Origin of the sequence: Diaminobutyricimonas aerilata (assembly GCF_002797715.1) — a bacterium.
Classification (GTDB): Bacteria; Actinomycetota; Actinomycetes; order Actinomycetales; family Microbacteriaceae; genus Diaminobutyricimonas; species Diaminobutyricimonas aerilata.
The window spans coordinates 3,110,334-3,135,293 of sequence record NZ_PGFF01000001.1 but is presented as its reverse complement, the minus strand read 5'-3'; the positions used below and the strand labels follow the sequence as shown (position 1 = coordinate 3,135,293).

The 24,960-nt window shown below is 69.6% G+C and carries 23 protein-coding genes and 3 tRNA genes; 15 read left to right on the top strand and 11 right to left on the bottom strand.

Annotation, left to right across the window (positions count from 1 at the left end; translation table 11 throughout):
• Positions 1–3: 3 nt before the first annotated feature.
• Together CLV46_RS14940 and CLV46_RS14935 are read right to left on the bottom strand one after the other, a co-directional pair.
• Complete coding sequence (locus CLV46_RS14940; protein WP_100365509.1) at positions 4–468, bottom strand: hypothetical protein; 465 nt, start codon at positions 466–468, stop codon at positions 4–6.
• 582 nt (positions 469–1,050) lie between these two features.
• Positions 1,051–1,776, bottom strand: coding sequence for a helix-turn-helix domain-containing protein (locus tag CLV46_RS14935; RefSeq protein ID WP_100365508.1), 726 nt, complete (start codon positions 1,774–1,776; stop codon positions 1,051–1,053).
• Between the two features lie 516 nt (positions 1,777–2,292).
• On the opposite strand from CLV46_RS14935, the gene CLV46_RS14930 reads away from it, so the two are divergent.
• Complete coding sequence (locus tag CLV46_RS14930; protein WP_157802351.1) at positions 2,293–3,159, top strand: hypothetical protein; 867 nt, start codon at positions 2,293–2,295, stop codon at positions 3,157–3,159.
• Positions 3,160–3,721: 562 nt separating this feature from the next.
• Here CLV46_RS14930 and CLV46_RS14925 read toward each other — a convergent pair.
• From CLV46_RS14925 to CLV46_RS14910, 4 genes are all read right to left on the bottom strand, one after another.
• Positions 3,722–5,614 (bottom strand): ATP-dependent DNA helicase, encoded by a 1,893-nt coding sequence (locus tag CLV46_RS14925; RefSeq protein ID WP_245866911.1) that lies wholly within the window; start codon positions 5,612–5,614, stop codon positions 3,722–3,724.
• 152 nt (positions 5,615–5,766) lie between these two features.
• Positions 5,767–5,842: transfer RNA gene (locus tag CLV46_RS14920), tRNA-Phe, on the bottom strand.
• A gap of 26 nt (positions 5,843–5,868) precedes the next feature.
• Positions 5,869–5,945, bottom strand: a tRNA-Asp gene (locus CLV46_RS14915).
• Between the two features lie 29 nt (positions 5,946–5,974).
• A tRNA-Glu gene (locus tag CLV46_RS14910) sits at positions 5,975–6,047 on the bottom strand.
• 330 nt (positions 6,048–6,377) lie between these two features.
• Between CLV46_RS14910 and CLV46_RS14905 the strand changes: the two genes are divergently transcribed.
• On the top strand, positions 6,378–7,592 hold the full coding sequence (locus CLV46_RS14905; RefSeq protein ID WP_100365506.1) for a peptidoglycan DD-metalloendopeptidase family protein: 1,215 nt from the start codon (positions 6,378–6,380) through the stop codon (positions 7,590–7,592).
• A gap of 34 nt (positions 7,593–7,626) precedes the next feature.
• Positions 7,627–8,931 (top strand): C40 family peptidase, encoded by a 1,305-nt coding sequence (locus CLV46_RS14900; protein ID WP_100365505.1) that lies wholly within the window; start codon positions 7,627–7,629, stop codon positions 8,929–8,931.
• 205 nt (positions 8,932–9,136) lie between these two features.
• Here CLV46_RS14900 and CLV46_RS14895 read toward each other — a convergent pair whose 3' ends face one another.
• A complete protein-coding gene (locus tag CLV46_RS14895; protein WP_100366090.1) occupies positions 9,137–9,628 on the bottom strand; it encodes an inorganic diphosphatase in 492 nt (163 codons plus the stop codon).
• 479 nt (positions 9,629–10,107) lie between these two features.
• Here CLV46_RS14895 and tilS point away from each other — a divergent pair, with 479 nt between their 5' ends.
• The 11 genes from tilS to CLV46_RS14840 all read left to right on the top strand — a co-directional run bounded on the left by tilS (position 10,108) and on the right by CLV46_RS14840 (position 19,353).
• Positions 10,108–11,055 (top strand): tRNA lysidine(34) synthetase TilS, encoded by a 948-nt coding sequence (gene tilS / locus CLV46_RS14890; RefSeq protein ID WP_245867103.1) that lies wholly within the window; start codon positions 10,108–10,110, stop codon positions 11,053–11,055.
• Positions 11,042–11,593 (top strand): hypoxanthine phosphoribosyltransferase, encoded by a 552-nt coding sequence (gene hpt, locus CLV46_RS14885; protein WP_100365503.1) that lies wholly within the window; start codon positions 11,042–11,044, stop codon positions 11,591–11,593. Before tilS ends, hpt begins: the two co-directional genes overlap by 14 nt.
• A gap of 91 nt (positions 11,594–11,684) precedes the next feature.
• Entirely contained in the window at positions 11,685–13,691 is a 2,007-nt protein-coding gene (ftsH, locus tag CLV46_RS14880) for an ATP-dependent zinc metalloprotease FtsH (protein ID WP_100365502.1), read from the top strand.
• 6 nt (positions 13,692–13,697) lie between these two features.
• Positions 13,698–14,288 (top strand): GTP cyclohydrolase I FolE, encoded by a 591-nt coding sequence (gene folE / locus CLV46_RS14875; protein ID WP_100365501.1) that lies wholly within the window; start codon positions 13,698–13,700, stop codon positions 14,286–14,288.
• Entirely contained in the window at positions 14,281–15,129 is an 849-nt protein-coding gene (folP, locus tag CLV46_RS14870; protein ID WP_245866909.1) for a dihydropteroate synthase, read from the top strand. The genes folE and folP overlap by 8 nt, the downstream gene beginning before the upstream one ends.
• Positions 15,126–15,488, top strand: coding sequence for a dihydroneopterin aldolase (gene folB / locus CLV46_RS14865; RefSeq protein WP_100365500.1), 363 nt, complete (start codon positions 15,126–15,128; stop codon positions 15,486–15,488). Before folP ends, folB begins: the two co-directional genes overlap by 4 nt.
• The gene (folK, locus tag CLV46_RS14860) at positions 15,485–15,964 is read left to right on the top strand and encodes a 2-amino-4-hydroxy-6-hydroxymethyldihydropteridine diphosphokinase (protein ID WP_100365499.1); all 480 of its coding nucleotides are present in this window, start codon (positions 15,485–15,487) and stop codon (positions 15,962–15,964) included. The genes folB and folK overlap by 4 nt, the downstream gene beginning before the upstream one ends.
• Positions 15,961–16,437 carry a DUF3180 domain-containing protein gene (locus tag CLV46_RS14855; RefSeq protein WP_100365498.1) on the top strand — a complete coding sequence of 159 codons (477 nt, stop codon included), beginning with the start codon at positions 15,961–15,963 and terminating at the stop codon, positions 16,435–16,437. The genes folK and CLV46_RS14855 overlap by 4 nt, the downstream gene beginning before the upstream one ends.
• A 23-nt stretch (positions 16,438–16,460) precedes the next feature.
• Positions 16,461–16,943 (top strand): PH domain-containing protein, encoded by a 483-nt coding sequence (locus CLV46_RS14850; RefSeq protein WP_100365497.1) that lies wholly within the window; start codon positions 16,461–16,463, stop codon positions 16,941–16,943.
• Positions 16,940–18,649, top strand: coding sequence for a PH domain-containing protein (locus CLV46_RS14845; protein WP_245866908.1), 1,710 nt, complete (start codon positions 16,940–16,942; stop codon positions 18,647–18,649). Before CLV46_RS14850 ends, CLV46_RS14845 begins: the two co-directional genes overlap by 4 nt.
• A complete protein-coding gene (locus CLV46_RS14840) occupies positions 18,646–19,353 on the top strand; it encodes a Rossmann-like and DUF2520 domain-containing protein (RefSeq protein WP_100365496.1) in 708 nt (235 codons plus the stop codon). The genes CLV46_RS14845 and CLV46_RS14840 overlap by 4 nt, the downstream gene beginning before the upstream one ends.
• A 281-nt stretch (positions 19,354–19,634) precedes the next feature.
• Here CLV46_RS14840 and CLV46_RS14835 read toward each other — a convergent pair whose 3' ends face one another.
• Positions 19,635–20,378, bottom strand: coding sequence for an SDR family oxidoreductase (locus CLV46_RS14835; RefSeq protein ID WP_100365495.1), 744 nt, complete (start codon positions 20,376–20,378; stop codon positions 19,635–19,637).
• 123 nt (positions 20,379–20,501) lie between these two features.
• Here CLV46_RS14835 and CLV46_RS14830 point away from each other — a divergent pair, with 123 nt between their 5' ends.
• Positions 20,502–21,341, top strand: coding sequence for a helix-turn-helix transcriptional regulator (locus tag CLV46_RS14830; protein WP_100365494.1), 840 nt, complete (start codon positions 20,502–20,504; stop codon positions 21,339–21,341).
• Positions 21,342–21,357: 16 nt separating this feature from the next.
• Here CLV46_RS14830 and CLV46_RS14825 read toward each other — a convergent pair whose 3' ends face one another.
• From CLV46_RS14825 to CLV46_RS14815, 3 genes are all read right to left on the bottom strand, one after another.
• On the bottom strand, positions 21,358–22,242 hold the full coding sequence (locus tag CLV46_RS14825; RefSeq protein WP_100365493.1) for an NAD-dependent epimerase/dehydratase family protein: 885 nt from the start codon (positions 22,240–22,242) through the stop codon (positions 21,358–21,360).
• Positions 22,243–22,305: 63 nt separating this feature from the next.
• Entirely contained in the window at positions 22,306–22,632 is a 327-nt protein-coding gene (locus tag CLV46_RS14820; protein WP_100365492.1) for an ArsR/SmtB family transcription factor, read from the bottom strand.
• A gap of 65 nt (positions 22,633–22,697) precedes the next feature.
• Positions 22,698–24,929: an LLM class flavin-dependent oxidoreductase gene (locus tag CLV46_RS14815; RefSeq protein WP_100365491.1), complete on the bottom strand. Its 2,232-nt coding sequence runs from the start codon at positions 24,927–24,929 to the stop codon at positions 22,698–22,700.
• Positions 24,930–24,960: the final 31 nt, after the last annotated feature.

The following is a 24,960-nucleotide window of genomic DNA, read 5'->3' as shown; positions in this document are numbered from 1 at the left end:
CACTCAGGACCCGGGCTTCTGTCCCGACTCGGTGGCGTTGAACCAGCCGAGCAGACCGCCGTCGGCCCGCGTGACCTCGTAGTCGCCGCAGGCCCACACCGTGTCGGGCAGAGGATCCGGCGTCGCGATCCACTCGCGGTCGTCGAACGGCAGACCCCGCCGGTCCGCTTCTTCGCAGCCGATCGGGTCGGACTCCGTCGCCACGTAGACGACCGAGCCGCTCTCGTTCGTCGTCGCGAGGTTGCGGATGCCGGTGCCGTCATCCGGGATCCAGGTCGGGAAGTCGACGCCCTTCCATCCCGATTCCGCGGATCGGACGTTCTCGAAGCTCTCCTCGTGCACCTTCTCGAGCGCGTTCGTGATGCCGGAGCATCCGGTCAACACGACGGCGGCGAGGGCGGCGGAGGCGGCGAGGCCGAGCAGCCGCGAGGTGCGGCGGCCGAGCGGATGCGGTGCGGAGTTGGTCATGCTGCCACTCCAGCAGCGGCGCCCGCGGGTGTCGTCGATCGGGAGGCGGACGGCACTCGCCCGCGAGGATGATTCCCCGCCCCTGTCGTGGAGCCGGGCGGTGGAGACACCCCGGAAACGACGAAACCCCCGCCGGGGCGGGGGTTTCAGGCTGTGGCTCCGACCGGCATCGATCCGGTGACCTTTCGATTTTCAGTGAGCCTCGGCGGTTTTCGCTCAATTTCTATGGATACGATATCGCGCTGATCAGGGATTCTTCAAAACGGTCACAGTTGGTTTCAGTTGGTTTTCGCGCATTTGATGGCACATTAATGGCACAGATTCGGCTTGGAATCGAGTCTGCGATGAGCCCCCAAGTGATCGATTCCGGTTGACTTGGTCGGGCGGGATCTTGCCGAGGAGCACCAGGTCGATTGGCTGACCTCGACTCGGCTGCAGGGGCGCGCGCGATTGCCACCGCCTCGGTGGCGAGCAGGTATTCTTCGGCCCGGGATTTGGTGCTCGACGCGACTGGACCGAGGAGCGCGGAGTCGGAACTACCCGAACGCGCGGTCCCTTCGTGGGTGTGTCAACTAGCAGGCGCTACGGCTGACTCCAGTCGGGAGAGTGATCGAAGTTCTCGCGTATCACGAAGTAGCGCTTGCGTTGGCGGATGTCATAGTCGTCGTCACCCCAGCGGACCTGGGTTGTTCGCAGAAGGTTGAACCGCTCGAGTTCCTGGGTTGCTCGCGTCCAGGTGTCATCAGAGAGTCCGTACTGCTTCTTGCGGTGGCCGTCCATGAGTTCGCCGTCAGGATGCTCGGACCCGCCGTTGAGTTCGAGGAGTGCAAGTAAGACGGCGATAGCGCGCCCGCTTAGCCGCAGAATCCAAGCATTCGTCCACAGAGTAAAGGGCACACCGACCCAACGGTTTCCGTTGCCATCCCACGGGTTTCCTGAGCCGTCCGGATGAAGAAGCAACAGCCCTGCCTTCCCCTCTGCAAGGTCGGTAGTGGTGATGAGGTTCTCCTTCTGGAGGAACTTCATTGCGTCCCTGACCCGGCGAGGGCCCGTGTCGGCCGGCACGTTCAACAACCGCGCCAAGGACTGAGTTGGACGCTTGGGGAGCGTGTGCGGGGCCTTAGTGGCCTGCATCGCGAGGGTCATGTGGAGCTTCAGGCGAAGTTCATCAGATCGAAAGAGCCGGGCAGCCGTTGGGGCCCGATCCCCACGCTTTACATAGTTGATCGGGAAGTTGACGCTCGATTTGCGCTTCGACCTCGCGGTGGCGCGGCCGAGAGACTCGATGGCCTCAGAGGGGACGTCCATACAACGCTCCGTCGAAGTAGTTGACGACCTCAGCGGAGTGGCGTGGGGTCCGGGGGTACACAGGGATCCTTGGGGTACAAGAGATACTTCCTATTAACATACCGCCAGACCTGCGGTATTGCCCCGCTGTTGACGTACTTCGACACCGCTGAAGATGACTAGTAAATCCGCTTCATATGCGGTCATACCCCGCTCACAGCGTCGGTGGACTTTATTGATTCCTGCGGTACTCAGGGCCACAGTTAGTGATCAGCCAGATGCCCCCTCGTCGGCCAAGACAGGAGGGGGCATCCCAAGAGAGAGGAGAACCCGATGAGGTCAGGCTTCCGCATCACTGTGACCGCCACTGTATCTGGAATCACCATCACGATCGAGCCCTGGTAGCTCGAGGGGGCGAGGGACACCCCCTCGCCCCCGTCTTGTCGTTTCGATCGAGCGCGAACCGCTGGTGAGGGAGAGCGTCTCCGCTCAGATCTTCAGGGCCATGGAAGCGCGGGCCTGTGGTAGGTAAGGGAAGTGGCCGAGATCCTCTATCCCTCATATCGTGCATACGTCGAAAGCCGTGTGAATGTTAACGACGCGATGACCGCGCTTCTCGCGGGCTCGCGTCTTGCGGCGCACACTCTCCAGTTGACTGCAGGGTCTTCCAGGACTCTTGGCGAGGTATTCCCTGCCGTCGAGCACATCGCGCGTTTCAACCTTCGAAGTGACGACGCGCGAAAGTTCCTGCTCGATGCCGATTACCACATAGCGTCGGTCGCAGTGCCGTACGCCCTCGCGACTCATGAAGACTTCGTAATGGGCACGCTAGACATGCTTACTTCACACGGCAGAAGACTCGTGACCCGCGGGAAGGCCATCAAGGCATGGAACATGCACACTGTGCTTTTCGAATCTTGCGGCGTGGACGACCCAGAAGAGTGGATGCAGTCATTTCATGTACTAAGGGAACTCCGCAACTGCATCACGCATGAGGGTGGCAGCGTTAGCGCAAAGCTCCAGGAGCAGATCACTGCAATGGGCGTCGAAGCGCGGGAAGGTTGGGCGAAGCTCAACCTGGGGCTGCAGCCAGAGGCGATTGACCGCGCCGGTCGTCTCGATCTAACCGCCGAGCACATCTTTACCGCTTTTGCAGTCACGAAACGATTGGGACGCGAGATCAACTCCCTGATCGCGCGGGAGCTGACGAAATCGGAGTGGGCCAGCATCATTGTCGACGACTTCAGTGCGCAGACTGCGAAGCCCCGCAACTCAGCCAATTGGCGCCGATCCCTCGTGGGTTACGCACGCCAGATCTATCGAGATGTGGACGTTGCTGAGAGCGACCTTGAGCTGTCCGCGCGAGGACTCGGTGTATGGACACGTTCGAGCTGGTTGGACTAAGACGTAGGGGCTCTGTCCTATTGAGCTACACCGGCATGTACCGGGCCGGGACTCGAACCCGGGTCGACCTAGTTCTGTGGAAGTCGCTGGTCTCGAGCCAGTGGAGCCGACGCTCCGACCTCCTATTTGCAAGTTAGCACGAGGAGTTGAGCCTCCGCGAGATGAGCTGGGAACGGCTTACACACCGTAGGGCCTGTGTGGCGCAGGGCGCTCGGTTCACCTGCTGATGCCGCCGCGACCGCCATCCCTTCGCAACGACTATCAATGAGTTTGCCCGGGCTCCGGTGTAGCGCGATCCAAACACCTCAGCGGCGCAGACCGGCGCCCGGCGTGCTCCGGGGTGTGGAGGCTTGACCGAAGCGCATTCCGTCCGGCGCAGGAGCATCGCAACCCAGCCCATCCGTGCCCGTCGCGAGGCCGCGCACGGACGCCTGCGCGGCGACGGCCGCGGGGGCGAGACCGCGGTCGGCGCGGTCACGTTCTTGCGCAACGGCGAATTGCTCCCGTGCATCATCCATATTAGCTGCGACGAGGTGCAGGCGGTTGGAGGTATGTCCCCGGGTCATGCCCATATATGCGCTCGCCGCCCCCATGGCGTCGCCGAGGATCGTGTGGACTCGCGCACGGTGACGCCCTGTACTCCGTAGGCGGTCGAGGCGTACGCGAGATGCGTGTGCTCGGCGACGTACTCGGCAGGCAGTCGCACCACACGTGGCTTTCGCCCGCTGGCGTCCTCGGCGGCCCAAACGGCACCATCCTCGCCCACCCCCTGAACAACCCACATCTGCCGATTCGCCACCCGCACGCCAGAGTCGTTCCGCCGAGTCTGGATCACATCGCCGCGCCCGATGCTCAGCCCATCGCTTCCGATTACCGTGCGGCTGTCATCGACATCGCGGGCACGCACCCGCTCCTCGCGCACCCGCGCATTCAACTCGCGCGCCTCATCGTTTGTCGCAACAGTCATCGCGCAACCCTCGCGCCACTCGCCCGCAAGCGCTTCGAGCTGCGCTTCCGGGCATTCGTGCATCGCAACGAGCCCGAGCGCGCACAGCCGATCGAACAGTGCCTCCGGATGCTGACCGCGCCGCATCTGCGCGGTGAGCGCGGCGTACTCGCGGTCGACGAATCGGTGCACGGTGGTCATGCGGTGCACGCGGGGGAGTAGTTGCGCAGCCATGTCGAGGACGCCGCCACGTCCGACCGCGGCGAGCTGCGCGCGGTCGCCCACGAGGGCAACAGTGGCGCCGCACTCGTCGGCGAGGGTCAGGAGCGCCAGCGCGGTGTCCTGGTCGAGCATGCCCGCTTCGTCGACCACGATCCGCTCGCCGCGAGTGAGCCGAGCGGATGCCGCAGGGCCGGCGTAGGTGGCACCCGTATTGGGGTCGTGGTCGCCGATGGCGAGCCGTGTCCACACGCCGTCGCGATTCCACCGCCACCCGTGTTCGTGCACGAGCTTGGCGACGCTGTCGGTGGCAACTCCGAGCTCCTGATGCGCAACGTCGGCTGCCTTCTTCGTCGGGGTGATCACCCGCGTCGCACGCCCATGCATGGCCGCGCCCTCGATCGCGGCGGCGAGCATGGTGGTCTTGCCCGCGCCGGCCGCACCCTCCACGACGACCAGTGATTGGGCGGATGCCACTGCCTCGGCCGCGCGCGCCTGCGCCGGGTCGAGCCGGAGTCGCCGTGCGATCCCCGAAAGATCCGGTGTGCGCTGCCGCGGCCGCTCGGCATGGGCCGTGAGCAGGTCGCGCAGACGGGTCTCGACGGCGATGACGTGGAGGCCCGTCAGGTGGGCGACGTGCTCCGGAAGCGGACCTCCGGGCGGCAGCACCGACAGACAGCCCTGCTCAGCGAGTCGCGTCGTGAGCGTGACGAGTTCGCGCAGCGGGGCCGGGTCGGCACGCACGCCGGCCTCCGTGATGATCCGCGACACGTGATCCTGGATGTCGTGCACGGTCCATGTCGACGATGCGGCGGCGCAACGATCGAGCGCGCGGGATGCGACATCCTGCACGCTCAGGTCTTCGAGTGCGATGCACTGCTGCGTCGGCATGCGCTCAAGGTCGGGTCGATATCCGGATACCTCGAGCTTGAGTTGCCACGCATCCTCGCTGCCGAGCGTCGTCGGCTTCTTGTGCGGCCGCTCGTGATCCCACGCCATCGCGGTCAGCCGCGACATCGCACCCGGACTTGGCTCGTGGCCGGGATGGGCCGCCCGCCAGTCCTTCTCGAACCGCGCGAGGTTGCGCGCAACCTGCTCGGCCCGTTTGCTCATCACCGCATTGAAAGGCTCCAGCTCAGCGACCTCGCCGGTCACGGGATCGAGCGTGAGGCCGTGTGCGTCGAGCACGGCTGCGAGCCGCGGATGCGCGGCGACGACGGCGGTGCCCGGCGCTGCCCTGAACGATGCGCTCAAACGAGCCGACGAAAGCACCGGCGCGACGGCCGACAAGAGCATCGCCGAGACCGCCGACCCCGAACCCCGGAAGGCACAACGCCGAACCAGGCGAACCCTCAATGGCACATTAATGGCACAGCCTCACGAGCGGCCTCGCGGGATGTCGCTCTGACACGAGAAAACCCCCGGTAAACCGGGGGTTTCACTGGTGGCTCCGACCGGCATCGATCCGGTGACCTTTCGATTTTCAGTCGAACGCTCTACCAACTGAGCTACAGAGCCATCGGCTCGACGTCTAGCGCCTCACCTGGCGACCCTGACGGGACTTGAACCCGCGACCTCCGCCGTGACAGGGCGGCACGCTAACCAACTGCGCTACAGGGCCTTGCTTTATTCAATTATCAGTCGCTCAAGTGACCCCAACGGGATTCGAACCCGTGTTGCCGCCGTGAAAGGGCGGAGTCCTAGGCCACTGAACGATGGGGCCATGTAGTACCAGACGCCATAGCAACCGAGGGTCAAGCATACGGGCGCATCCGCCAAATACCAAACCCGGCGGATGCGCGGCCGACGACCCGGGGAATGTCGCGCAATCCAGCGGATGTCGGCGAAACCGGCGAATCAGCGCGGCATCCGTGGACCGACCACTTAGGTTCAAGTCGTCGTTGAAGCTTGCCGCGGGTGGGTGGAATGCGGCGACCACTGTGCAGAACCGCCATGCGTTGTTACTGTTGTCACTGTTACTTCTGTGACTGACGTGATTCCGCGCGGCCACACGGGAGTTCGGGGATCTATGGACGTCACGCTTACTCGGGGGATGGGCGGACGGCGCACGCGCCGCTTCCGTCTCATCGTCGCGCTCGCCATCGGGGGACTGCTCACCACGGTCAGCGTCGCGGCGGGCCCGGTCGAGGCCGCCTACGCCGTCGACTACCCCACCTGGGACGAGGTCAAGCAGGCCCGCAACAACGAGGCCGCAGCGAAGGCCGAGGTCGAGCGCATCCGCGGGCTCCTCACGCAGTTGAAGGCCGACGCCGAATCGAAGCTCGCGATCGCCAACGAGGCGAACGCGAAGTACATGCAGGCCGATGAGGACTTCCAGGCGGCGAACCTCGACTACGAGACCAAGCGCGAGAAGGCCGAGAAGGCGCGGGCGGCCGCGGCGGAGTCGAAGAAGAACGCCGGACAGTTCGCCGCGCAGCTCTCGCGCATCGGCGGCTCGGACCTCACCGCCAACCTCTTCGCGAACGGCGACGACGCCGACGACGTGCTCTCGCAGATGAGCCGCGCGATCCGTCTCACCGAACAGACCGACGGCATCTACGCGAAGGCCGTGCAGGACCAGAACACCGCCAAGTCGCTCACCGACCAGGCGCAGGTCGCGAAGGACAAGCGCGAGCAGCTGCGTGCCGAAGCCGAGGCCGCCTACCTCGATGCCCAGGGCAAGGCGGATGCGGCCCAGCAGGCGCTCGCGGCCGAGCAGGACCACGCCGCCGAGCTCGAAGCCCAGCTCGCCGCCCTGATCGACACCCGCAAGAGCCTGGACGCGTCGTACGCCGAGTACCTCACGACGCTCAAGCCCCCGGGCGGCGGCGCGACCACCTCCCCCGGCGCCATCAGCGCATCCGGCTGGACCTGGCCGACCACCGGGCGCATCACGAGCCAGTACGGCACCCGAGTGCATCCGATCAGTGGGAAGGTCAGCACCCACTGGGGCACCGACATCGCCGGTGGCTGCGGCGTGCCCATCTACGCGGCCCACGCCGGCACGGTCGGTCTCATCGCGTGGGGCGGCGGCTACGGCAACTACATCCGCCTCGACCACGGCGGCGGCATCAGCACCCAGTACGCGCACATCGTGCACGGCGGCATGCGCGTCTCCATCGGCCAGGCGGTGTCACCCGGCCAGCTGATCGCGATCACCGGCACCACCGGCAACTCGACCGGTTGCCACCTGCACTACGAAGTGCGGATCAACGGCGCGACCACCGATCCGATTCCGTTCATGCGCAGCCAGGGCGTCTCGTTCTGACGCACCACATCCATCCGGAGGGATGACCCGAATCATGGCGAGCACTCGCACCCGACCCATCAGCTACGTGGCGCTCGCCGTCGCGGCCGCCCTCGGCTCGACGGCGGCCGTCACCGGGCCCGCCTTCGCGGCGCCGAGTTACCCCAGCTGGGACGAGGTCGAGGCGGCGCGCGCCGACGCGAGGAAGGCGGCCGAGAAGGTCGCCGAGATCGAGGGCATCCTCACTGCGCTGCGCACGCAGGCGGAGGGCGCGCAGCGCACCGCCATGCAGAAGGCGGAGCTGTACAACCAGGCGCTCGACGAGTTGGACGCCGCGACGGCGAAGGCCGAGAAGCTCGAGCGTGACGCCGAGAAGGCGAAGCAGCGGGCCGAGGAGTCGAGCAAGCGCGCCGCCGCGCTCGTCGCGCAGCTCGCGCGCACCGGAGGGGGCGACGTCACGGTCGGCCTGCTCTTCGACGACAAGAAGGACGGCGACATGCTCGCCCGCCTCGGCACGCTGAGCAAGCTCACCGAGCAGTCGTCGACCCTGTACGACACCGCGATCCGCGACCGCAACCTCGCCCGCAGCCTGACCGCCGACGCGCGGGAGGCCGAGAAGGAGCGCACCAAGCTCTTCGACGCGGCGAAGGCGGCGCTCGCGACGGCCCAGGATGCGGCGGCGAGTGCGGATGCGCGCGTCGGCGAGCAGGAGGCCGCCGGCCAGCAGCTCTACGCGCAGCTCGCCACGCTCAAGGGCACGACCGCCGAACTCGAGCGCGCCTACATCGAGGGCACCACACCGCCGGCAGCCCCGGCGACCGGTGGGTCGACCGGCGGCGGTACCCCGGCTCCGGCCCCCGCTCCCGGTGGGGGCGGTGCTCCTGCGCCTGCCCCGGCTCCGGCTCCGGCGCCCGCCCCGGCGCCTGCTCCGGCCCCCGCCCCGGCCCCCGCGCCCGCCCCGGCGCCCGCGCCGAACCAGAGCAAGGCGGCCGGCGCGATCGACTTCGCCAAGCGGCAGCTCGGCCTGCCGTACCAGTTCGCCGGCTCCGGCAACCCCGGCTGGGACTGCTCCGGCCTCACCAAGTACAGCTACGCATCCGTGGGTGTCTACATCGGCACCCACTCGGCGACGAACCAGTACAACACCATGCGGTCGCAGGGGCGCCTCGTGCCGCTGAGCGCGATGCAGCCGGGCGACCTGCTCTGGTACACCTCGAGCGGTGGGCGCGACATGTACCACGTGACCATGTACATCGGCGGCGGCCAGATGATCGAGGCCCCCTACGCGGGCAAGCCGGTGCGCATCGTGCCGGTGCGGTACGGCGAGCTCTTCGGCCAGGCCGGTCGCCCCACGGGCTGACCCGCTCCACGTCTCCCGGCGTCCCGCTCCCTGAGCGTGTCGACGGGAGCGTCGCGCCACCCGTGACCGTCAGTTGGCGAATCCATCGCCAACGCCGGCGTCCTGGCGATGGATTCGCCCACTCGGGAACACCGCCGCGTGTCCGGCACATGCGAGAGGGCCGCGAACCCTTCCGGATCGCGGCCCTCTCGGAACTCGTGTGAGGTCAGTGACCCTCGGTGCGGAACTTCTCGAAGCCCGCCTGCACGATCGCCTCCGCCTCGGCGGCGTCGCCCCAGCCCTCGGTCTTGACCCACTTGTTCGGCTCGAGGTCCTTGTAGCGCTCGAAGAAGTGCTCGATCTCCTTGCGCACGTGCTCGGGCACGTCGGTGATGTCCTGGATGTGCTGCCAGCGCGGGTCCTTGTAGGGAACGCAGACGACCTTCGCGTCGCTGCCCGCCTCATCCGTCATGTTGAAGACACCGACCGGGCGCACCTTGATGCCCACGCCGGGGAAGGTGGGGTACTCGAGCAGCACGAGCGCGTCGACGGGGTCGCCGTCGAGGCCGAGCGTGTTCTCGAAGAAGCCGTACTCGGTGGGGTAGACGAACTGGGTGAAGAGCACGCGGTCGAGGTAGACGCGACCGGTCTCGTGGTCGACCTCGTACTTGTTGCGGCTCCCCTTGGGGATCTCGATCACGACGTCGTAGTCGGCCATGATGTGGTTCTCTCCTCGCTCGGCGGATGCTGCCATAACGTTATCCGATGACCTCCGGCGCCCCGTCCGACCGTCGTCCCCGGCTCACCCCGGCCGTCGCGGACGTGCGCCGCGCCGTGCGCGCCGTGCTCACGGACCTCGCGCCGCGCGCCCGCGGCCCGCGCCGCGTGGACGCCGCTCCCGCCGCCGCCGGTGCTCCCGGTGTCGGAAATTCAGGAGTCGCGCCAACGACGGTCGCGCGGGGTGGTGTCGGAAATTCAGGAGTCGCGCCGGCGACGGTCGCGGGCGGTGGTGTCGGAAATTCAGGAGACCCGGACGCGAGCTCGGGTGCGGCGGGGTTCCCCGCAGCGGGATCGCGCGGAACTCCTGAACCCGCAACGCGGCCCGTCGCGGGAACTCCTGAATTTCCGACACACGAGCCGGTGGGCGCGGAGCCCGCAACTCCTGAGTTTCCGACGCACGAGCTCGCGCCGACCACGGTGCCCGCGGACGCGCCGCTCGTGCTCGTCGCGCTGAGCGGCGGGCCGGACTCGCTCGCGCTCGCCGCGGCGACCGCGTTCGAGGCGCCGCGCGCCGGGGTGCGGGCGGGCGCGGTGATCGTCGACCACGGGTTGCAGGCGGCGTCAGCCGAGGTCGCCGACCGGGCCGCGCGGCAGGCGCAGCAGCTCGGGCTCGCCCCCGTGCTCGTGCGCCGGGTCGAGGTGGGCACGGAGGGCGGACCCGAGGCGGCCGCGCGCACCGCCCGGTACGCCGCGTTCGACGCGGCCGCCGCCGAGACGGGCGCCGCGGCGGTGCTGCTCGGACACACGCTCGACGACCAGGCCGAGACGGTGCTGCTCGGCCTCGCCCGCGGCAGCGGCGCGTCGAGCCTGCACGGGATGCCCGCCACAGCGGGCCTTTACCGGCGCCCGCTGTTGGCCCTGCGCCGGGCCACGACGATCGCGGCGTGTGCGGATGCGGGGTTCGAGCCGTGGACGGACCCGCACAACTCCGACCCCGCGTACACGCGCGTGCGGGTGCGCGAGCACGTGCTGCCCGTGCTCGAACGCGAGCTCGGGCCGGGTGTCGCCGAGGCGCTCGCCCGCACCGCCGACCAACTGCGGGAAGACGACGAGGCGCTCGACCGCTTCGCAGAGGAGGTGGCGGAGGAGCTCGCGGAGCACGCCGAGGCGGGCATCTCGCTGCCGGTCGCCGCGCTCGCGAGCAACCCGGCGGCGCTGCGGCAGCGGCTCATCCGGCTCGCGGTGTCGAGCGAGTTCCACGTGAGCCTGAGCCGGGCGCAGACCCTCGAAATCGCGCGGCTCGTGACGGACTGGCACGGGCAGGGCCCGGTGCACCTGCCCGGCGTTAGGGTGGAGAGGCGCGCGGGGCTCCTCGTCTTCAGCGCGGCCGAGACGACCGAAGGGAACCCGGATGCGGCTGGATGACGTGCGCGACGACCTCACGGATGTGCTGCTCACCGAAGAGCAGATCCACGACAAGATCGCCGAGCTCGCCCGCCGCATCGAGGCCGACTACGCGGGGCGCAAGCCGTTGCTCGTCGGCGTGCTCAAGGGTGCGGTCATGGTGATGGCCGACCTCGCCCGCGAATTGCGGATGCACATCGACATGGACTGGATGGCGGTGTCGTCGTACGGCGCCGGCACGAAGTCGAGCGGCGTCGTGCGCATCCTCAAGGATCTCGACACCGACCTCTCCGGGCGCGACGTGCTCATCGTCGAGGACATCATCGACTCCGGACTGACGCTCTCGTGGCTGCTCGGCAACCTGCAGAGCCGCGGCGCCGCGTCGGTGAAGATCTGCGCCCTGCTGCGCAAGCCGGATGCGGCGAAGGTCGAGGTGGACGTCGAGTACATCGGCTTCGACATCCCGAACGACTTCGTGGTCGGCTACGGCCTCGACTACGCGGAGAGCTACCGCAATCTGCGCGGTGTCGCGGTGCTCGCGCCGCACGTCTACGAGTAACGCCGCACAGCGGGCGCCGAGCGCGCGCCCATTACCCCGACGGCGAACACCCGGTGCCCGCACAGCGCCCGGGTTGTAGCCTTGGCGGACCATGGATTTCAAGCGCCTCTTCCGCGGACCGATCATCTATGTGATCGTCGGTGCGCTCGCCCTCTGGCTGGGCTTCAGTCTGTTGACCGCCGGGGGCGGATTCCGCGAGATCACCACCCAGCAGGGTCTCTCCCTGCTGCGCGGTGACACCGTCGAACAGGCCAAGACGGTCGACGGCGAGCAGCGCGTCGACCTCGTGCTGAGCAAGGCCTACGAGGGCAGCGAGCGCGTGCAGTTCTACTACGTGCAGCCGCGCGGACCGGAGATCATCGAGGCGATCGACGCGTCGAAGGCCGACTTCGACGACGAGGTGCCTCAGGTCAACTTCTTCACGCAGCTGTTCAGCGTGCTGCTGCCGTTCCTCATCATCGGCGTCATCTTCTACTTCCTCTTCATGCGCGTGCAGGGCGGCGGCAACCGCGTCATGCAGTTCGGCAAGTCCCGCGCGAAGCTCGTGTCGAAGGAGAGCCCGAAGGTCACCTTCGCGGATGTCGCGGGCGCCGACGAGGCGATCGAGGAGCTGCACGAGATCAAGGAGTTCCTCAAGGAGCCGGCGAAGTTCCAGGCGGTCGGCGCGCGCATCCCCAAGGGCGTGCTGCTCTACGGCCCTCCCGGTACCGGTAAGACGCTCCTCGCGCGCGCTGTCGCGGGTGAGGCGGGCGTGCCGTTCTACTCGATCTCCGGTTCGGACTTCGTGGAGATGTTCGTCGGTGTCGGCGCGAGTCGTGTGCGTGACCTGTTCGAGCAGGCGAAGAACAACTCCCCGTCGATCATCTTCGTCGACGAGATCGACGCCGTCGGCCGTCACCGCGGTGCCGGGATGGGCGGCGGTCACGACGAGCGCGAGCAGACCCTCAACCAGCTGCTGGTCGAGATGGACGGCTTCGACGTGAAGACCAACGTCATCATGATCGCGGCGACGAACCGCCCCGACATCCTCGACCCGGCGCTCCTGCGTCCCGGTCGCTTCGACCGCCAGATCGGCGTCGATGCCCCCGACCTGCTCGGTCGCAAGCGCATCCTCGAGGTGCACGCGAAGGGCAAGCCGATGGCCGCCGGGGTGGACCTCGAGGTGCTCGCCCGCAAGACGCCCGGATTCACCGGCGCCGACCTGGCGAACGTGCTCAACGAGGCCGCACTGCTCACCGCGCGCAGCAACGCGCAGCTCATCGACAACCGCGCCCTCGACGAGGCCGTCGACCGCGTGATGGCCGGTCCGCAGCGCCGCACCCGCGTGATGAAGGACAAGGAGAAGCTCATCACGGCGTACCACGAGGGTGGTCACGCCCTCGCCGCCGCCGCGATGCGCCACACCGACCCGGTGACGAAGGTCACGATCCTGCCCCGCGGTCGCGCCCTCGGCTACACGATGGTGCTGCCGCTCGAGGACAAGTACTCCGTGACCCGCAACGAACTACTCGACCAGCTCGCCTACGCGATGGGTGGCCGCGTCGCCGAGGAGATCGTGTTCCACGACCCCACGACGGGTGCGTCGAACGACATCGAGAAGGCCACCGGCATCGCCCGCAAGATGGTCACCGAGTACGGGATGAGCGCGAACGTCGGCGCTGTGAAGCTCGGACAGTCGAGCGGCGAGGTCTTCCTCGGGCGCGACATGGGCCACCAGCGCGACTACTCCGAGACGATCGCCGAGCGCGTCGACGAGGAGGTGCGCCTCCTCATCGAGCAGGCGCACGATGAGGCGTACCAGGTGCTCAGCGACAACCGCGAGATCCTCGACCGGCTCGCCACCGAGCTGCTCCAGAAGGAGACCCTCGACCACAACCAGCTGGCCGAGATCTTCGCCGACGTGCGTCGCCTGCCGGAGCGTCCGCAGTGGCTCTCGAGCCAGAAGCGCCCGATCTCCGATCTGCCTCCCGTGAAGATCCCCGCGAAGGCCCCGATCGATGCGGGTGCCGTCGACGGCGGCGTCGACTCGGAGCCGCCGGCGGACACCTCGCGTCGCGCGCCGCGCCCGCGGAAGACCCCCGGCATCGCGACCGCGTAGGCCGCGGTGGCGATCGACACCCGGCGCATCGAAGCGGCCGTCGTCGAGCTCCTGACCGCGATCGGTGAGGATCCGACCCGGTCGGGGCTCGCGACGACTCCGCAACGCATCGCGGAGGCGTACGGCGAATTCTTCTCCGGGCTGGACGCCGACCCGCTCGACCATCTACGCGAGACGATCGACGTCGGCGACCGCACGGGCGAGGCCGTCGTGCTGCGCGACATCGAGTTCCGGTCGATGTGCGAACACCATCTGCTGCCGTTCACCGGCGTCGCCCACCTCGCTTACCTGCCCGACCGCCGCGTCGTCGGCCTCGGCCGGCTGCCGCGCGTGGTCGAGACGCTCTCCTCGCGGCCGCAGGTGCAGGAACGCCTCACCGACGAGATCGCGGATGCGCTCGAGACCGGCCTCGAACCGCGTGGAGTGCTCGTCGTGCTCGACGCGAAACACGGATGCGTCAACGCGCGCGGGGTGCGTCAGGCCCACAGCTCCACGGTGACGATGGCGAGTCGCGGACTGCTCACCGACCCCGTCGCGCGCGCCGACGTCATGGCGCTCATCGGCGGTCGCGGCGACGCCGGGAGCCGCGATGGGTGACGCGCTCGTGCAGCAGGATCGCACGGGACGCTCGCGGCGCACGTCGATCATGGGCGTGCTCAACGTGACCCCCGACTCGTTCAGCGACGGCGGGCGCTTCGACTCCGCCGACGATGCGATCGCCCGCGGCCTCGAGCTCGTCGAGCAGGGCGCCGACGTCGTCGACGTCGGCGGCGAGTCGACGCGTCCCGGCGCCGACCGCGTGCCCGTCGAGGAGGAGCAGCGTCGTGTCATCCCCGTCGTGCGGGCCCTCGCCGAGCGTGGCGTGGCCGTGAGCGTCGACACCATGAACTCCGCCACCGCCGTCGCGGCCATCGCGGCCGGCGCGCGTTACATCAACGACGTGTCGGGCGGCCTCGCCGACCCCGAGATGCATCGCGTGATCGCCGAGAGTGACGCGGTCTACATCGCCTCGCACTGGCGTGGGCACAGCGCCACCATGAACAAGCACACCCAGTACGCCGACGTGGTGCGTGAGGTGCACCACACCCTCGCGCTGCGCGCATCCGAACTCATCATCCGGGGAGTGCCGGTCGAGCGCATCGTGCTCGATCCGGGGCTCGGCTTCGCCAAGAAGGCGCGGCACAACTGGGCCCTGCTCGGACACCTCGGCGAGCTCGTCGAGCTGGGCTTCCCCGTTCTCGTCGGCGCGAGCCGCAAGCGATTCCTGGGCAAACTGCTCGACCCCGACGCGCCCGTCACCGACCGCGACGCCCCGACCGCGATCGTGAGCGCGCTCGCGGCGCGCGAGGGCGCATGGGCCGTTCGGGTGCACGATGTACCCGGAACCCGCGCGGCGCTCGCCGTCGCGGAGGCCTGGCGACAGGGGGCACTCGCATGATGGACCGCATCACGCTCACCGGCCTGCGCGCGACCGCCCACCACGGCGTCTTCGAGCACGAGCGCCGCGACGGGCAGGAGTTCGTGATCGACGTCGTCGCCGAACTCGACCTGCGTGCCGCGGCGCTGACGGACGCGCTGCACGACACCGTGCACTACGGGGAACTCGCGGAAGAGGTCGTCGCGGCGGTCGAACGCGACCCGGTCGACCTCATCGAGACCGTCGCCGAACGCATCGCCGAGGTCGTGCTCGCGCATCCCGTGGTCGAGCAGACGATCGTCACCGTGCACAAGCCGCACGCCCCGATCACCGTGCCGTTCGTCGACGTGTCGGTGACGATCGTGCGGAGCCGACGATGACGCGCGCCGTGATCGCTCTCGGCGGCAACCTCGGCGATCGCGCCGCGACGCTCGAGGCGGCCATCGCCGAGCTGGAAGCGCTCGAGAACACGGCGGTCGTGGCCCGGTCGGGTCTGCACGAGACGGCGGCACTCAAGCTCGACGGCGTCGACGACTCCGCGCCCCGGTACCTCAACGCGGTCGTCGTCGTCGAGACGGAACTCGAGCCGACGGCGTTGCACGCCGAACTCGAGCGGATCGAGCGCGCGCATGGGCGGGTACGCGCCGAACGTTGGGGTGACCGCACCCTCGACCTCGACCTCATCGACGTCGACGGGGTCGTGAGCGACGACCCCCGGCTGACCCTCCCGCATCCGCGCACCACCGAGCGCGAGTTCGTGCTCGCACCCTGGCTCGAGGCCGACCCGGATGCGCGACTCACCGGCGCCGGACCGGTGCGGGATCTTCTGACCGAGCTCCGTGGAGGCGTCCGATGAAGCACACCACCCCCTCCACCCTCGTGCTCTTCGCCGTGATCGGCACCGTCGGTGGATTCTTCCTCGACGCGGGACTCGCCGCCGCCGGGCAGGCGATCGTCATGCCGCCGTACTCGCTCGCGATCGTGCTGCTCGTGCTCGCGGCCATCGTCGTGCTCGCGGCGCTGCCGGTCCGGCGCGCGGTGCGCGACCGGATGCACAACAAGGTCGACCCCTTCTACGCGATGCGGGTCGTGCTGCTCGCGAAGGCGGCCGCGCTCACCGGCTCCCTGCTGGGCGGTGGCGGCATCGGCATCCTCATCTATCTCGTCGGGCGCTCGTCGGTGCCCGGCGGAGTAGGCTCGGTGCTGATGGCCGCGGCCATGACGGCGGGAGCCGTGGCGCTGCTCGTCGGCGGACTCGTCGCCGAGCGGATGTGCACCATCCCGCCGGACGACGAGAACGAGAATTCGGGCCCGGCCGCCGCCGCGTGATCGAGCCCCATCCGGAGGGGTCCATGAACGCCATCGAGTTGACCGACGTGGAGTGGCGCCGGGTCTCTCCCAAATACGTCGTGGTCGATCTGATCGGCACCCTCATCACGATGATCGTGATCGCGGGCGCCAGCGCCATCCCGTTCTTCGTGAGCGACTGGGAGTGGGCGTGGGTGCTGCCCACGGTCGTCGGCGTCATCGGGCTGCTCATCGTCGCCTTCACCCCGCGGCGCGTGCGGTCCATCGGGTACCAGCTGCGCGAGGACGACCTGCTGTTCCGTCGCGGCATCATGTTCCGCCGCATCGTCGCGGTCCCCTACGGGCGGATGCAGCTCATCGACATCAACCGCGGACCGATCGCGCGCGCCGTCGGGCTCTCCGAACTCAAGTTCGTCACGGCCGCGGCGATGTCGAACGTCGTCATCCCCGGACTCCCCGAGGGCGAGGCCGAGGAGCTGCGCGACCGGCTGGTGGAGCTCGCCGAATCCCGTCGGGCGGGACTGTGAACGACGAGCACCACCCCCGCGACACGGCCGCTGAGCCCGTCGAAGCGACCCCGCCCGCCGCAGACCGCATTCCGGTCGCTGAGCCTGTCGAAGCGACCCCGCCCGCCGCATCCGACGGCACTCCGCCCGTTCCCGCAGAGCACCCGGCACCCGGAGCGCCGCTGCAGGAGCCGACGCCCGCTCCGCCCGTCGAGGCGACCGGCCTCGCGGACGGCGAGTGGCACCGGCTGCACCCGGCCACGCCGCTGCTGAAGGGTGGCATCACCTTCCTCGCCATCCTCGGTGTCGTGATCGCCAACCTGCGCGAGCGGCTCATCGAGATCTTCTTCGAGGTGCCCGGCGGGGAGTACGGCGGGGACCCGTTCGATCTGATCCTGCGCGAAGACCTCATCGGCATCGCGCTGCTCGCCGTCGCCGGCGTGCTCATCGTGTGTCTGCTCGCGTTCTACCTGTCGTGGCGCTTCCACACCTTCCGCATCACGCACGAGGTCGTCGAGGTGCGCAGCGGCATCCTGTTCCGCACCAACCGCAAGGCGCGGCTCGATCGCATCCAGGGCATCAACATCGCGCGTCCGCTGTTCGCCCGCATCTTCGGCGCCGCGAAGCTCGAGGTGTCGCAAGCGGGTCAGGACGCCAACGTGCAGCTCACCTACCTCGCGAGCGGGCAGACGGACGACCTGCGTCGCGAGATCCTGCGACTCGCCTCGGGCACGCAGCAGGTCGAGGCGCGGGAACGTCGCGACGCCGAGGGCAACATCATCGAGCGCCGGGTCAACGAGTTCCTGGCACCCGAGCTCGACCCCGACGAGGCACCGCCCGAGTCCGTGGTGAAACTGCACCTCGGCCGGCTGATCGGCTCGCTGCTGCTCAGCGAGGTGCTCATCTTCTTCCTGCTGTTCGTCGCGGCGGCGATCGCGCTGCCGTTCCTCCTGGGCGAGTTCTGGCCGGTGTTCGCGTTCGTTCCGGCCGCCCTCGGGATGGGCGGATACCTCGTCAACCGGCTCCTGCGCTCGCTGCGCTACTCGATCGCGCTCACCCGCGACGGTGTGCGCGTCGGCTACGGCCTGCTCTCGACGACCAATGAGACGCTGCCGCCCGGACGCATCCACTCCGTGTCGATCTCGCAGTCGCTGCTGTGGCGTCCGGCGGGCTGGTGGGAGGTGAAGGTCAACCGTGCGTCGCGGTCCACCTCGTACAACTCCTCCGGAGGGCAGAGCGAGAACCAGGCGCGGTCGATCATCCTGCCGGTCGGCGATGTCGACGACGTCATGCGGGTGATCGCGCTGCTGCTGCCCGGCATCGAGACCGACATGCTGCGCGAGGGTCTCGTGTCGAAGGGCGGCGAGTCCGACGGGTTCGTCAACTCGCCCAAGCGCGCCGCGGTGCTGCGCTGGTTCAGCTGGCGCCGCAACGGCTATGCGCTGATCCCGGATGCGGTGGTGCTGCGCCGGGGCGCGATCTGGCGCGAGCTGGTCGTCGTGCCCTCACCCCGGATGCAGAGCGTCGCCATGACGCAGGGCCCGCTGCTGCGTTCGCTCGATCTCGCGACGGTGCACGTGCACACGGTCGCCGGCCCCATCTCGGCCCGACTCGGAGCCGTCGACCGCGGCAGCGCTGAGCGCTTCTTCGACGACGTCGCCCGCTCGGCGGTCGAGTCGGCGAGCTCCGACACCTCGCACCGGTGGCGCTCGCAGGAGACGGTGTGACCGAACGTTCCGGACGCCTCGGCGTCGGCATCATCGGCGCCGGTCGGGTGGGCCCCGTGCTCGGGGCCGCGCTCGGCGGCGCGGGCCACGCGATCGTCGGCATCTCCGCCGTGTCGCAGGAGAGCCGCGACCGCGCCGAGGCGATGCTGCCCGGCGTGCCGGTGCTCACCGTGCCGGAGGTGGTGCGGCGCAGCGAGCTCGTGCTGCTCGCCGTGCCCGAGTCCGAGCTCGCCGCACTCGTCGAGGGACTCGCGGCGACCGGCACATGGCAGCCGGGGCAGCTCGTGCTGCACACGGCGCCGGGAGTCGGCACGTCGGTGCTCGCCCCCGCCCGGGCCGCCGGGGCGATCCCTCTCGCCGTCAATCCGGCGATGGCGTTCACCGGCACGAGCATCGACCTCGTCCGACTGCGTGGCGCCTACTGTGCCGTCACCGCGCCGACGCCCGTTCAGCCGATCGGACAGGCGCTCGTCGTCGAGATGGGCGCGGAACCGGTGATCGTCGCCGAGGAGGACCGTGCCGCGTGGGCGGAGGCGGTGTCGACCGCGAGCACGTTCTCGACCGCGATCGTGGCCCAGACGGTCGGCATCCTCGACGAGCTCGGCATCCCCGATCCGGGACGCGTGCTCGGCCCGCTCGTGCGCTCGGCCGTCGAGAACGCCCTCGGTGGCGCCGCGCCGGAACTCCTCCCGCCCGAGGATTAGCCCGGAGCGCGCGCCGCGCGAGCGCCCGCCCCCCGCGTCCGCACGGTCCCGCGTCCTCCCGGTCCCGAGCCGGGCGAGCGTTGCGCTACAGAAGTGCATCCTGCGCGCCACGAATACCTGTAGCGCGCACAGCATTGGTGTAGCGCAAGCCGTGCGACGCCGTGCCGTTCCCGCGTCGCGCTACAGAAAAGCGTCTGCGCGCCACGAATACCTGTAGCGCGCCCGCGTTTCTGTAGCGCGAGGCCGCGAGAGCCCGGCGAGGAGCGAACGGCCCGCCTGCGTCAGTGCGCGTTGAGGAACGCGACCGTCTGCTCGTACGCGCCGTTCACCTCGGAGAAGCGGAGCGGCTTGACCCGCTCGACGAGGATCTCGGTCGCGTCCGGCTGGGACGCGAGGAGGGATACGGTCTCGTCGATGTACTCGTCGAGCGGCAGGTACGACTCCTCCTGCGAACCGCCGGGCAGCAGCTCGGTCTGCACGGCAGGCGGCACGAGTTCGATCACCTGCACCGACGTGCCGGCGAACTGCATCCGGATGCTCTCGCTGAAGAGGTGGATGAACGCCTTCGAGCCGTTGTAGGTCGGCGTGAGCCGCAGCGGGGTGTGGGCGAGCCCCGAGGAGACCGTCACGATGGCGGCCGCCGGGCGCGACTGGAGCTGCTCGTCGAACGCGTCGATGAGCCGCAGCGGTCCGAGCACGTTCGTGTTCACGACGCGTTCGGCCGCCTCGAGGAAGCCGGCCTTCGTCACGTCCTCGACGACCATGATGCCCGCCATCGCGATGAGCACGTTCAGTTCGGGGTGACGCGCGAGCACGGCGTCGCGGGCGGCGAGTACCGACGCCGGGTCGGTCGTGTCGATCACGACCGTGTCGAGTCCGTGCTCCGCCGCGAGCCGCTCGAGCAGGTCGGCGCGGCGGCCGCCGATGACGACCGTGTTGCCCTCCTGCTGGAGCCGCACGGCGAGCGCGAGGCCGATCCCGGAGGTGGCGCCGGGGATGAAGACGGTGTTGCCGGAGAGGTCCATGGCTGATCCCTTTCGTTCGATCGGATCCACCCTCCGCCGGCACCGGCGGCGGCACGAGAGGAGCCGTTGTCGGGGGACTCCCGATCCCTCCCTCCCGCCGCGGCGCGGGAGGATCATGGCCTCATGGACCGCCAGCAGCTCGCCGACTTCCTCCGCCACCGTCGCGAGGAACTCCGCCCCGAAGACGTGGGCCTGCGCGAGGGAGCCCGCCGCCGCGTGCCCGGGCTGCGCCGCGAGGAGGTCGCCGAGCTCACCGGGATGTCCGCCGACTACTACACGCGACTCGAGCAGGGCCGCGGTCCTCAGCCGTCGGCGCAGATGCTGTCCGCGCTCGCGCGGGCCCTGCGGTTGACCGCCGACGAACGCGACCATCTCTACCGGATCAGCGGACACCATCCGCCCCACCGCACGCCCGTCGACACCCACGTCGCCCCGGCGCTGCAGCGGGTGCTCGACCGGCTCGACGACACCCCGGCCCTCGTGCTTTCGAACCTCGCCGAGACGCTCGTGCAGAACCGGCTCGCCGCCGCGATCTTCGGCGACCACACCCGCCACACCGGACTCGCGCGGTCGGGCGTCTACCGCTGGTTCACGGATGCGGCGGAGCGCGACGTCTACCCGGTCGCGGATCACGCGCGGCAGAGTCGCGCCCACGTGGCGGGGCTGCGGCTCGCCTACGGGGTCACCGGCGCCGGATCACGGGCCGGCGAGCTCGTGCGCGCGCTGCTCGCGCGCAGTCCCGAGTTCGCCGAGCTGTGGGACCGGCACGAGGTGGCGCAGCGGTTCGAGGACCACAAGATCCTGCTGCACCCGGAGGTGGGGGAGATCGAGCTCGACTGTCAGGCGCTGTTCACGGAGGACCAGTCCCAGTGCCTGCTCGTGCTCACCGCGGCTCCGCGCACGGAGGCCGCCGAGAAGCTCGCGCTGCTGCGAGTGCTCGGGTCGGAGCAGTTCACCTCGTGAGCGGGGTGCGCCGCCCTCAGTCGGTGTAGTGGCCGGCCTCGATCTCGTCGAGCAGCGTCGGGCGCGTCGGAGTCCAACCGAGGTCGGTGCGTGCGGCCGTGCCGGTGGCCTGCTGGTCGAGCAGGAGGGCCTCGCCGAAGGCGCCGAGCCGCTCGACGGTCGCCGACGCGGGCTCGGGAACGACGCGTCCGCCGAGGCCACGGACCCGGCTGGCGGCCTCGCCCATCTCGCGCACGGTGGGGTTGTGTCCGTTCACTCCGAGGTAGGTGGAGCCGTGCGGAGCGTTCTCGAGGGCGAGCAGGTACAGGGTGGCGAGGTCGTCGACGTGCACCGTGGCCCAGTGCTGCGAGCCGTCGCCGAGCAGCACGAGCGCGGGCTCCGCGTCCGCGGTCACCTCGGCGCGGGTCACCACGTTGGGGATGCCCTGCCCGTGCCCGTAGACGATGCCGGGCTCGATGAGCACCGAGCGGATGCCCGGCGCGGCGAGCGCCGCGACGTCGATGGCCTCCCGCCAGGCGACGATGCCGGGAGCGTTCCGCGGGGTCTGCTCGGTGATCGCCTCGCCGCTGCCGTGCGCCCAGATGCCGCCGGTGCGCACGAACGGAGCTCCGCGCTCGCCGAGGCCAGCGATGACGGCCTCGGTCAACGCGCGGTCGGCGTCGGCGCTCTGCTCGTCGCCCGTGGCGGCGGCGTGGATGGCGCCGTCGACCCCGGAGGCGAGACGCCGCACCAGGTCCGCGTCGCGCATGTCGCCGACGACGGGCTCGGCGCCCGCTCCGCGCACGCGGCCGGCCGCCTCGTCGCTGCGGACGAGCGCGGTGACGGTGTGTCCGGCGCTCCGGAGCGCGCGGAGGACGGCGGAACCGATGTAGCCGGTCGAGCCGGTGAGGAGCACGTGCATCAGGGATCTTCCTTCGTGGGGCGTCGCGTCAGGGACCGGCGCGGATGGGCGTTGTACCGACGCTCAGCGGGTCGAGGCGAGCGCGGCGCGTTCGGCCTCGATGACCGAGTCGAGCAGGCCAGGGAACCGGGATCCCACGTCGTCGGCGCGCAACGCGTTGTGGATCGTCGTGCCCTCGTAGTGCTGCCGGATGATGCCTGCCTCACGCAGCACCCGGAAGTGATGGGTTCGCGTCGACTTGCCCACCGCGAGGTCGAATTGACTGCAGGTGAGCTCATCGGCCTCGTCGGCCAGCTGTCGCACCACCTGCCGCCGATACGGATCGGCGAGCGCGGCCAGCACGGCGCCGATCGTCAGATCGTCGACGTGCGGATGCTCGAACGTGCGCACGGTCGCTCCCAGGTCGTTAGTACGACGAGAACCGTACTACGACTTTCATCGTACTAACAAGCGGGTCACGCCTCGAGTGCGGGTGGGATCGGGAAGTTGCCGCCGAACACGTTCTCCGGGTCGTAGCGCCGTTTGAGCTCGCGCAGCCGCACGAGGTTCTCCGCGCCGAACGCCTGCTCGAGCAGCGCCGGATCCTGCGACGTCTCGAACGAGAGGTACAGGCCGGAGCCGAGTTCGCGCATCCGGGTCCAGTGCCGGTCGAGGCGGGTGTCGTCCGAGCCCATCGCCACGAGGGAGAAGCTCGCGCCGCGCTGCCCGTACGCCGTCGCGTCCGGGGCGACGTCCGACACCGCCCCGCCGACGGAGCGCACCTGGAAGAAGTGCGAGTCGCCCGACTCGACGAGGCGCTGCACCACCTCGGCGACCTGCGGCGTGATCGCCTCCACGAGCACCGAGCGCGCGACCGGCTCGCCACGGCCCTGGTGCGGTTCGCCGGAGGCATTGCCCATGACGGCGGCGTACGAGGTGAGCTGGGCGGATGAGTCGAGAAGCGGCGCGATGTCGGCGAGGGGTTGAACCCGGGCGAGGATGACATCGGCCTCGGCGGAGTCGACGAGGGCCATCGTCTGAGCGATGATCCGACCGCTCGAACGGCCGACGATGAGGTTGGCCGTCAGGTCGCGCGGCGACGACTCCACGATCGCGCTCCAGGCCTGCAGGAAGCGCGCCAGGTCGGTGGCGTCATGGGCGAGCTGCACCCAGCCGACCGCACCGACCTCGTCGACCTCGAACTCGAAGGCGGTCGCGATGCCGAAGTTGCCGCCGGCACCGCGCATCCCCCAGAACAGCTCGGGCTCCTCGGTGGGCGAGGCGCGCACGATGCGGCCGTCGGCGAGCACGACCTCGACCGCGCGGAGGTGGTCGATCGTGAGCCCGTGCTCGCGGGCGAGCCAGCCGATGCCGCCGGTGGTGGCGAGGCCGCCCACGCCGACGCCGCCGTAGTCGCCCGAACTCAGGGCCCACCCGTAGTCGTCGAGCGCCGCGGCCACGTCGCCCCACCGGGCGCCGGCGCCCACCCGGATGCGGCGGGTCGCCTCGTCGAGCACCTCGATGCCGTCGAGACGGCCCAGATCGAGCACGATGCCGCCGTCGTTGGTCGAGCGACCGGAGACGCCATGACCGCCCGAGCGGATGCCGAGCGGCACCGGCTGTCGTCGCGCGAAGGCGAGCGAGCGGGCGACGCCGTCGACGTCGGCCGGGCGCAGCACGAGGCCGGGGTTCCCGCCGCGCAGGTAGTTGGAGCGCACCGATCCGAAGCTCGGATCGCCGGGCTCGATCGCCTCGACATCGGCGGGCACGTCGTCGTAGTCGATACCCTCACGGCGCTTCGCGAGCACGGCGCGGGGGCGAACCGTCCCGGTCGTCGTTCCGAGCTCGCGGCGTTCCGCGGCGACGGCCTCGCGCACGGCCGGAGCGACCTCCTCGCCGAACAGCTGGATGGTGCGCGGATCGTCGGCGGCGAGGATGAACGTGCCGACCCCGTCGTCCACCGCCATGCGCACCAGCTCGGCCACCCACGAGTCGACGTCCCCGCCCGGGGGCGCGATGTTCAGCATCCGTCGCACCTCGCGCGGATCGCGACCGGCGTCCTCGGCGGCGGCGTCGATCGCGGCGTTGCCCGCCTGCAGCCCGCCCTCGCCGAGGTACGCCTGCGAGGGCAGCCAGCCGTCCGCCTTCTCGCCGACCAGCCGCAGCATCCGCGGCTTGTACGCGCCGAGCGCGATCGGGATGCGCGTCGACGGCGCCGGCCCGCGCTTGGCGCCGCGCAACCGGTAGTAGGTGCCCTCCATGCGCAACGGTGTCCGCTCATCCGTCGCCCACAACGCCCGGATGACGTCGATCGCCTCCGACAGTGCGGTCACCGCCTGCCCGGTGGTGAGCCGCTGCGCGCCCATGCCCTCGATGGCGTCCCAGAAGGCGCCGGCGCCGAGGCCGAGCTCGAAGCGTCCGCCCGAGAGCAGGTCGACGCTCGCGGCCGCCTTGGCGAGCACCGCGGGCGGTCGCAGCGGCAGGCTGTGCACGTTCGCGGAGACGTGCACGCGCTCCGTCTGCGCCGCGACCCAGGTGAGCAGGGTGAGGGTGTCGAGGAACGACGGCTGGTACGGGTGGTCCTGGAAGGTGACGAGATCGAGGCCGACCCGCTCGGTGTGCCGGGCGAGCGCGACGACGTTCTCGGGGCGGGCGGCGGCGGGCGTGATGAAGGTTCCGAAGCGAAGCGGATGGCCGTAGTCGGGCATGCATCCAGCCTCGGGCGACGCGCACCCCTTG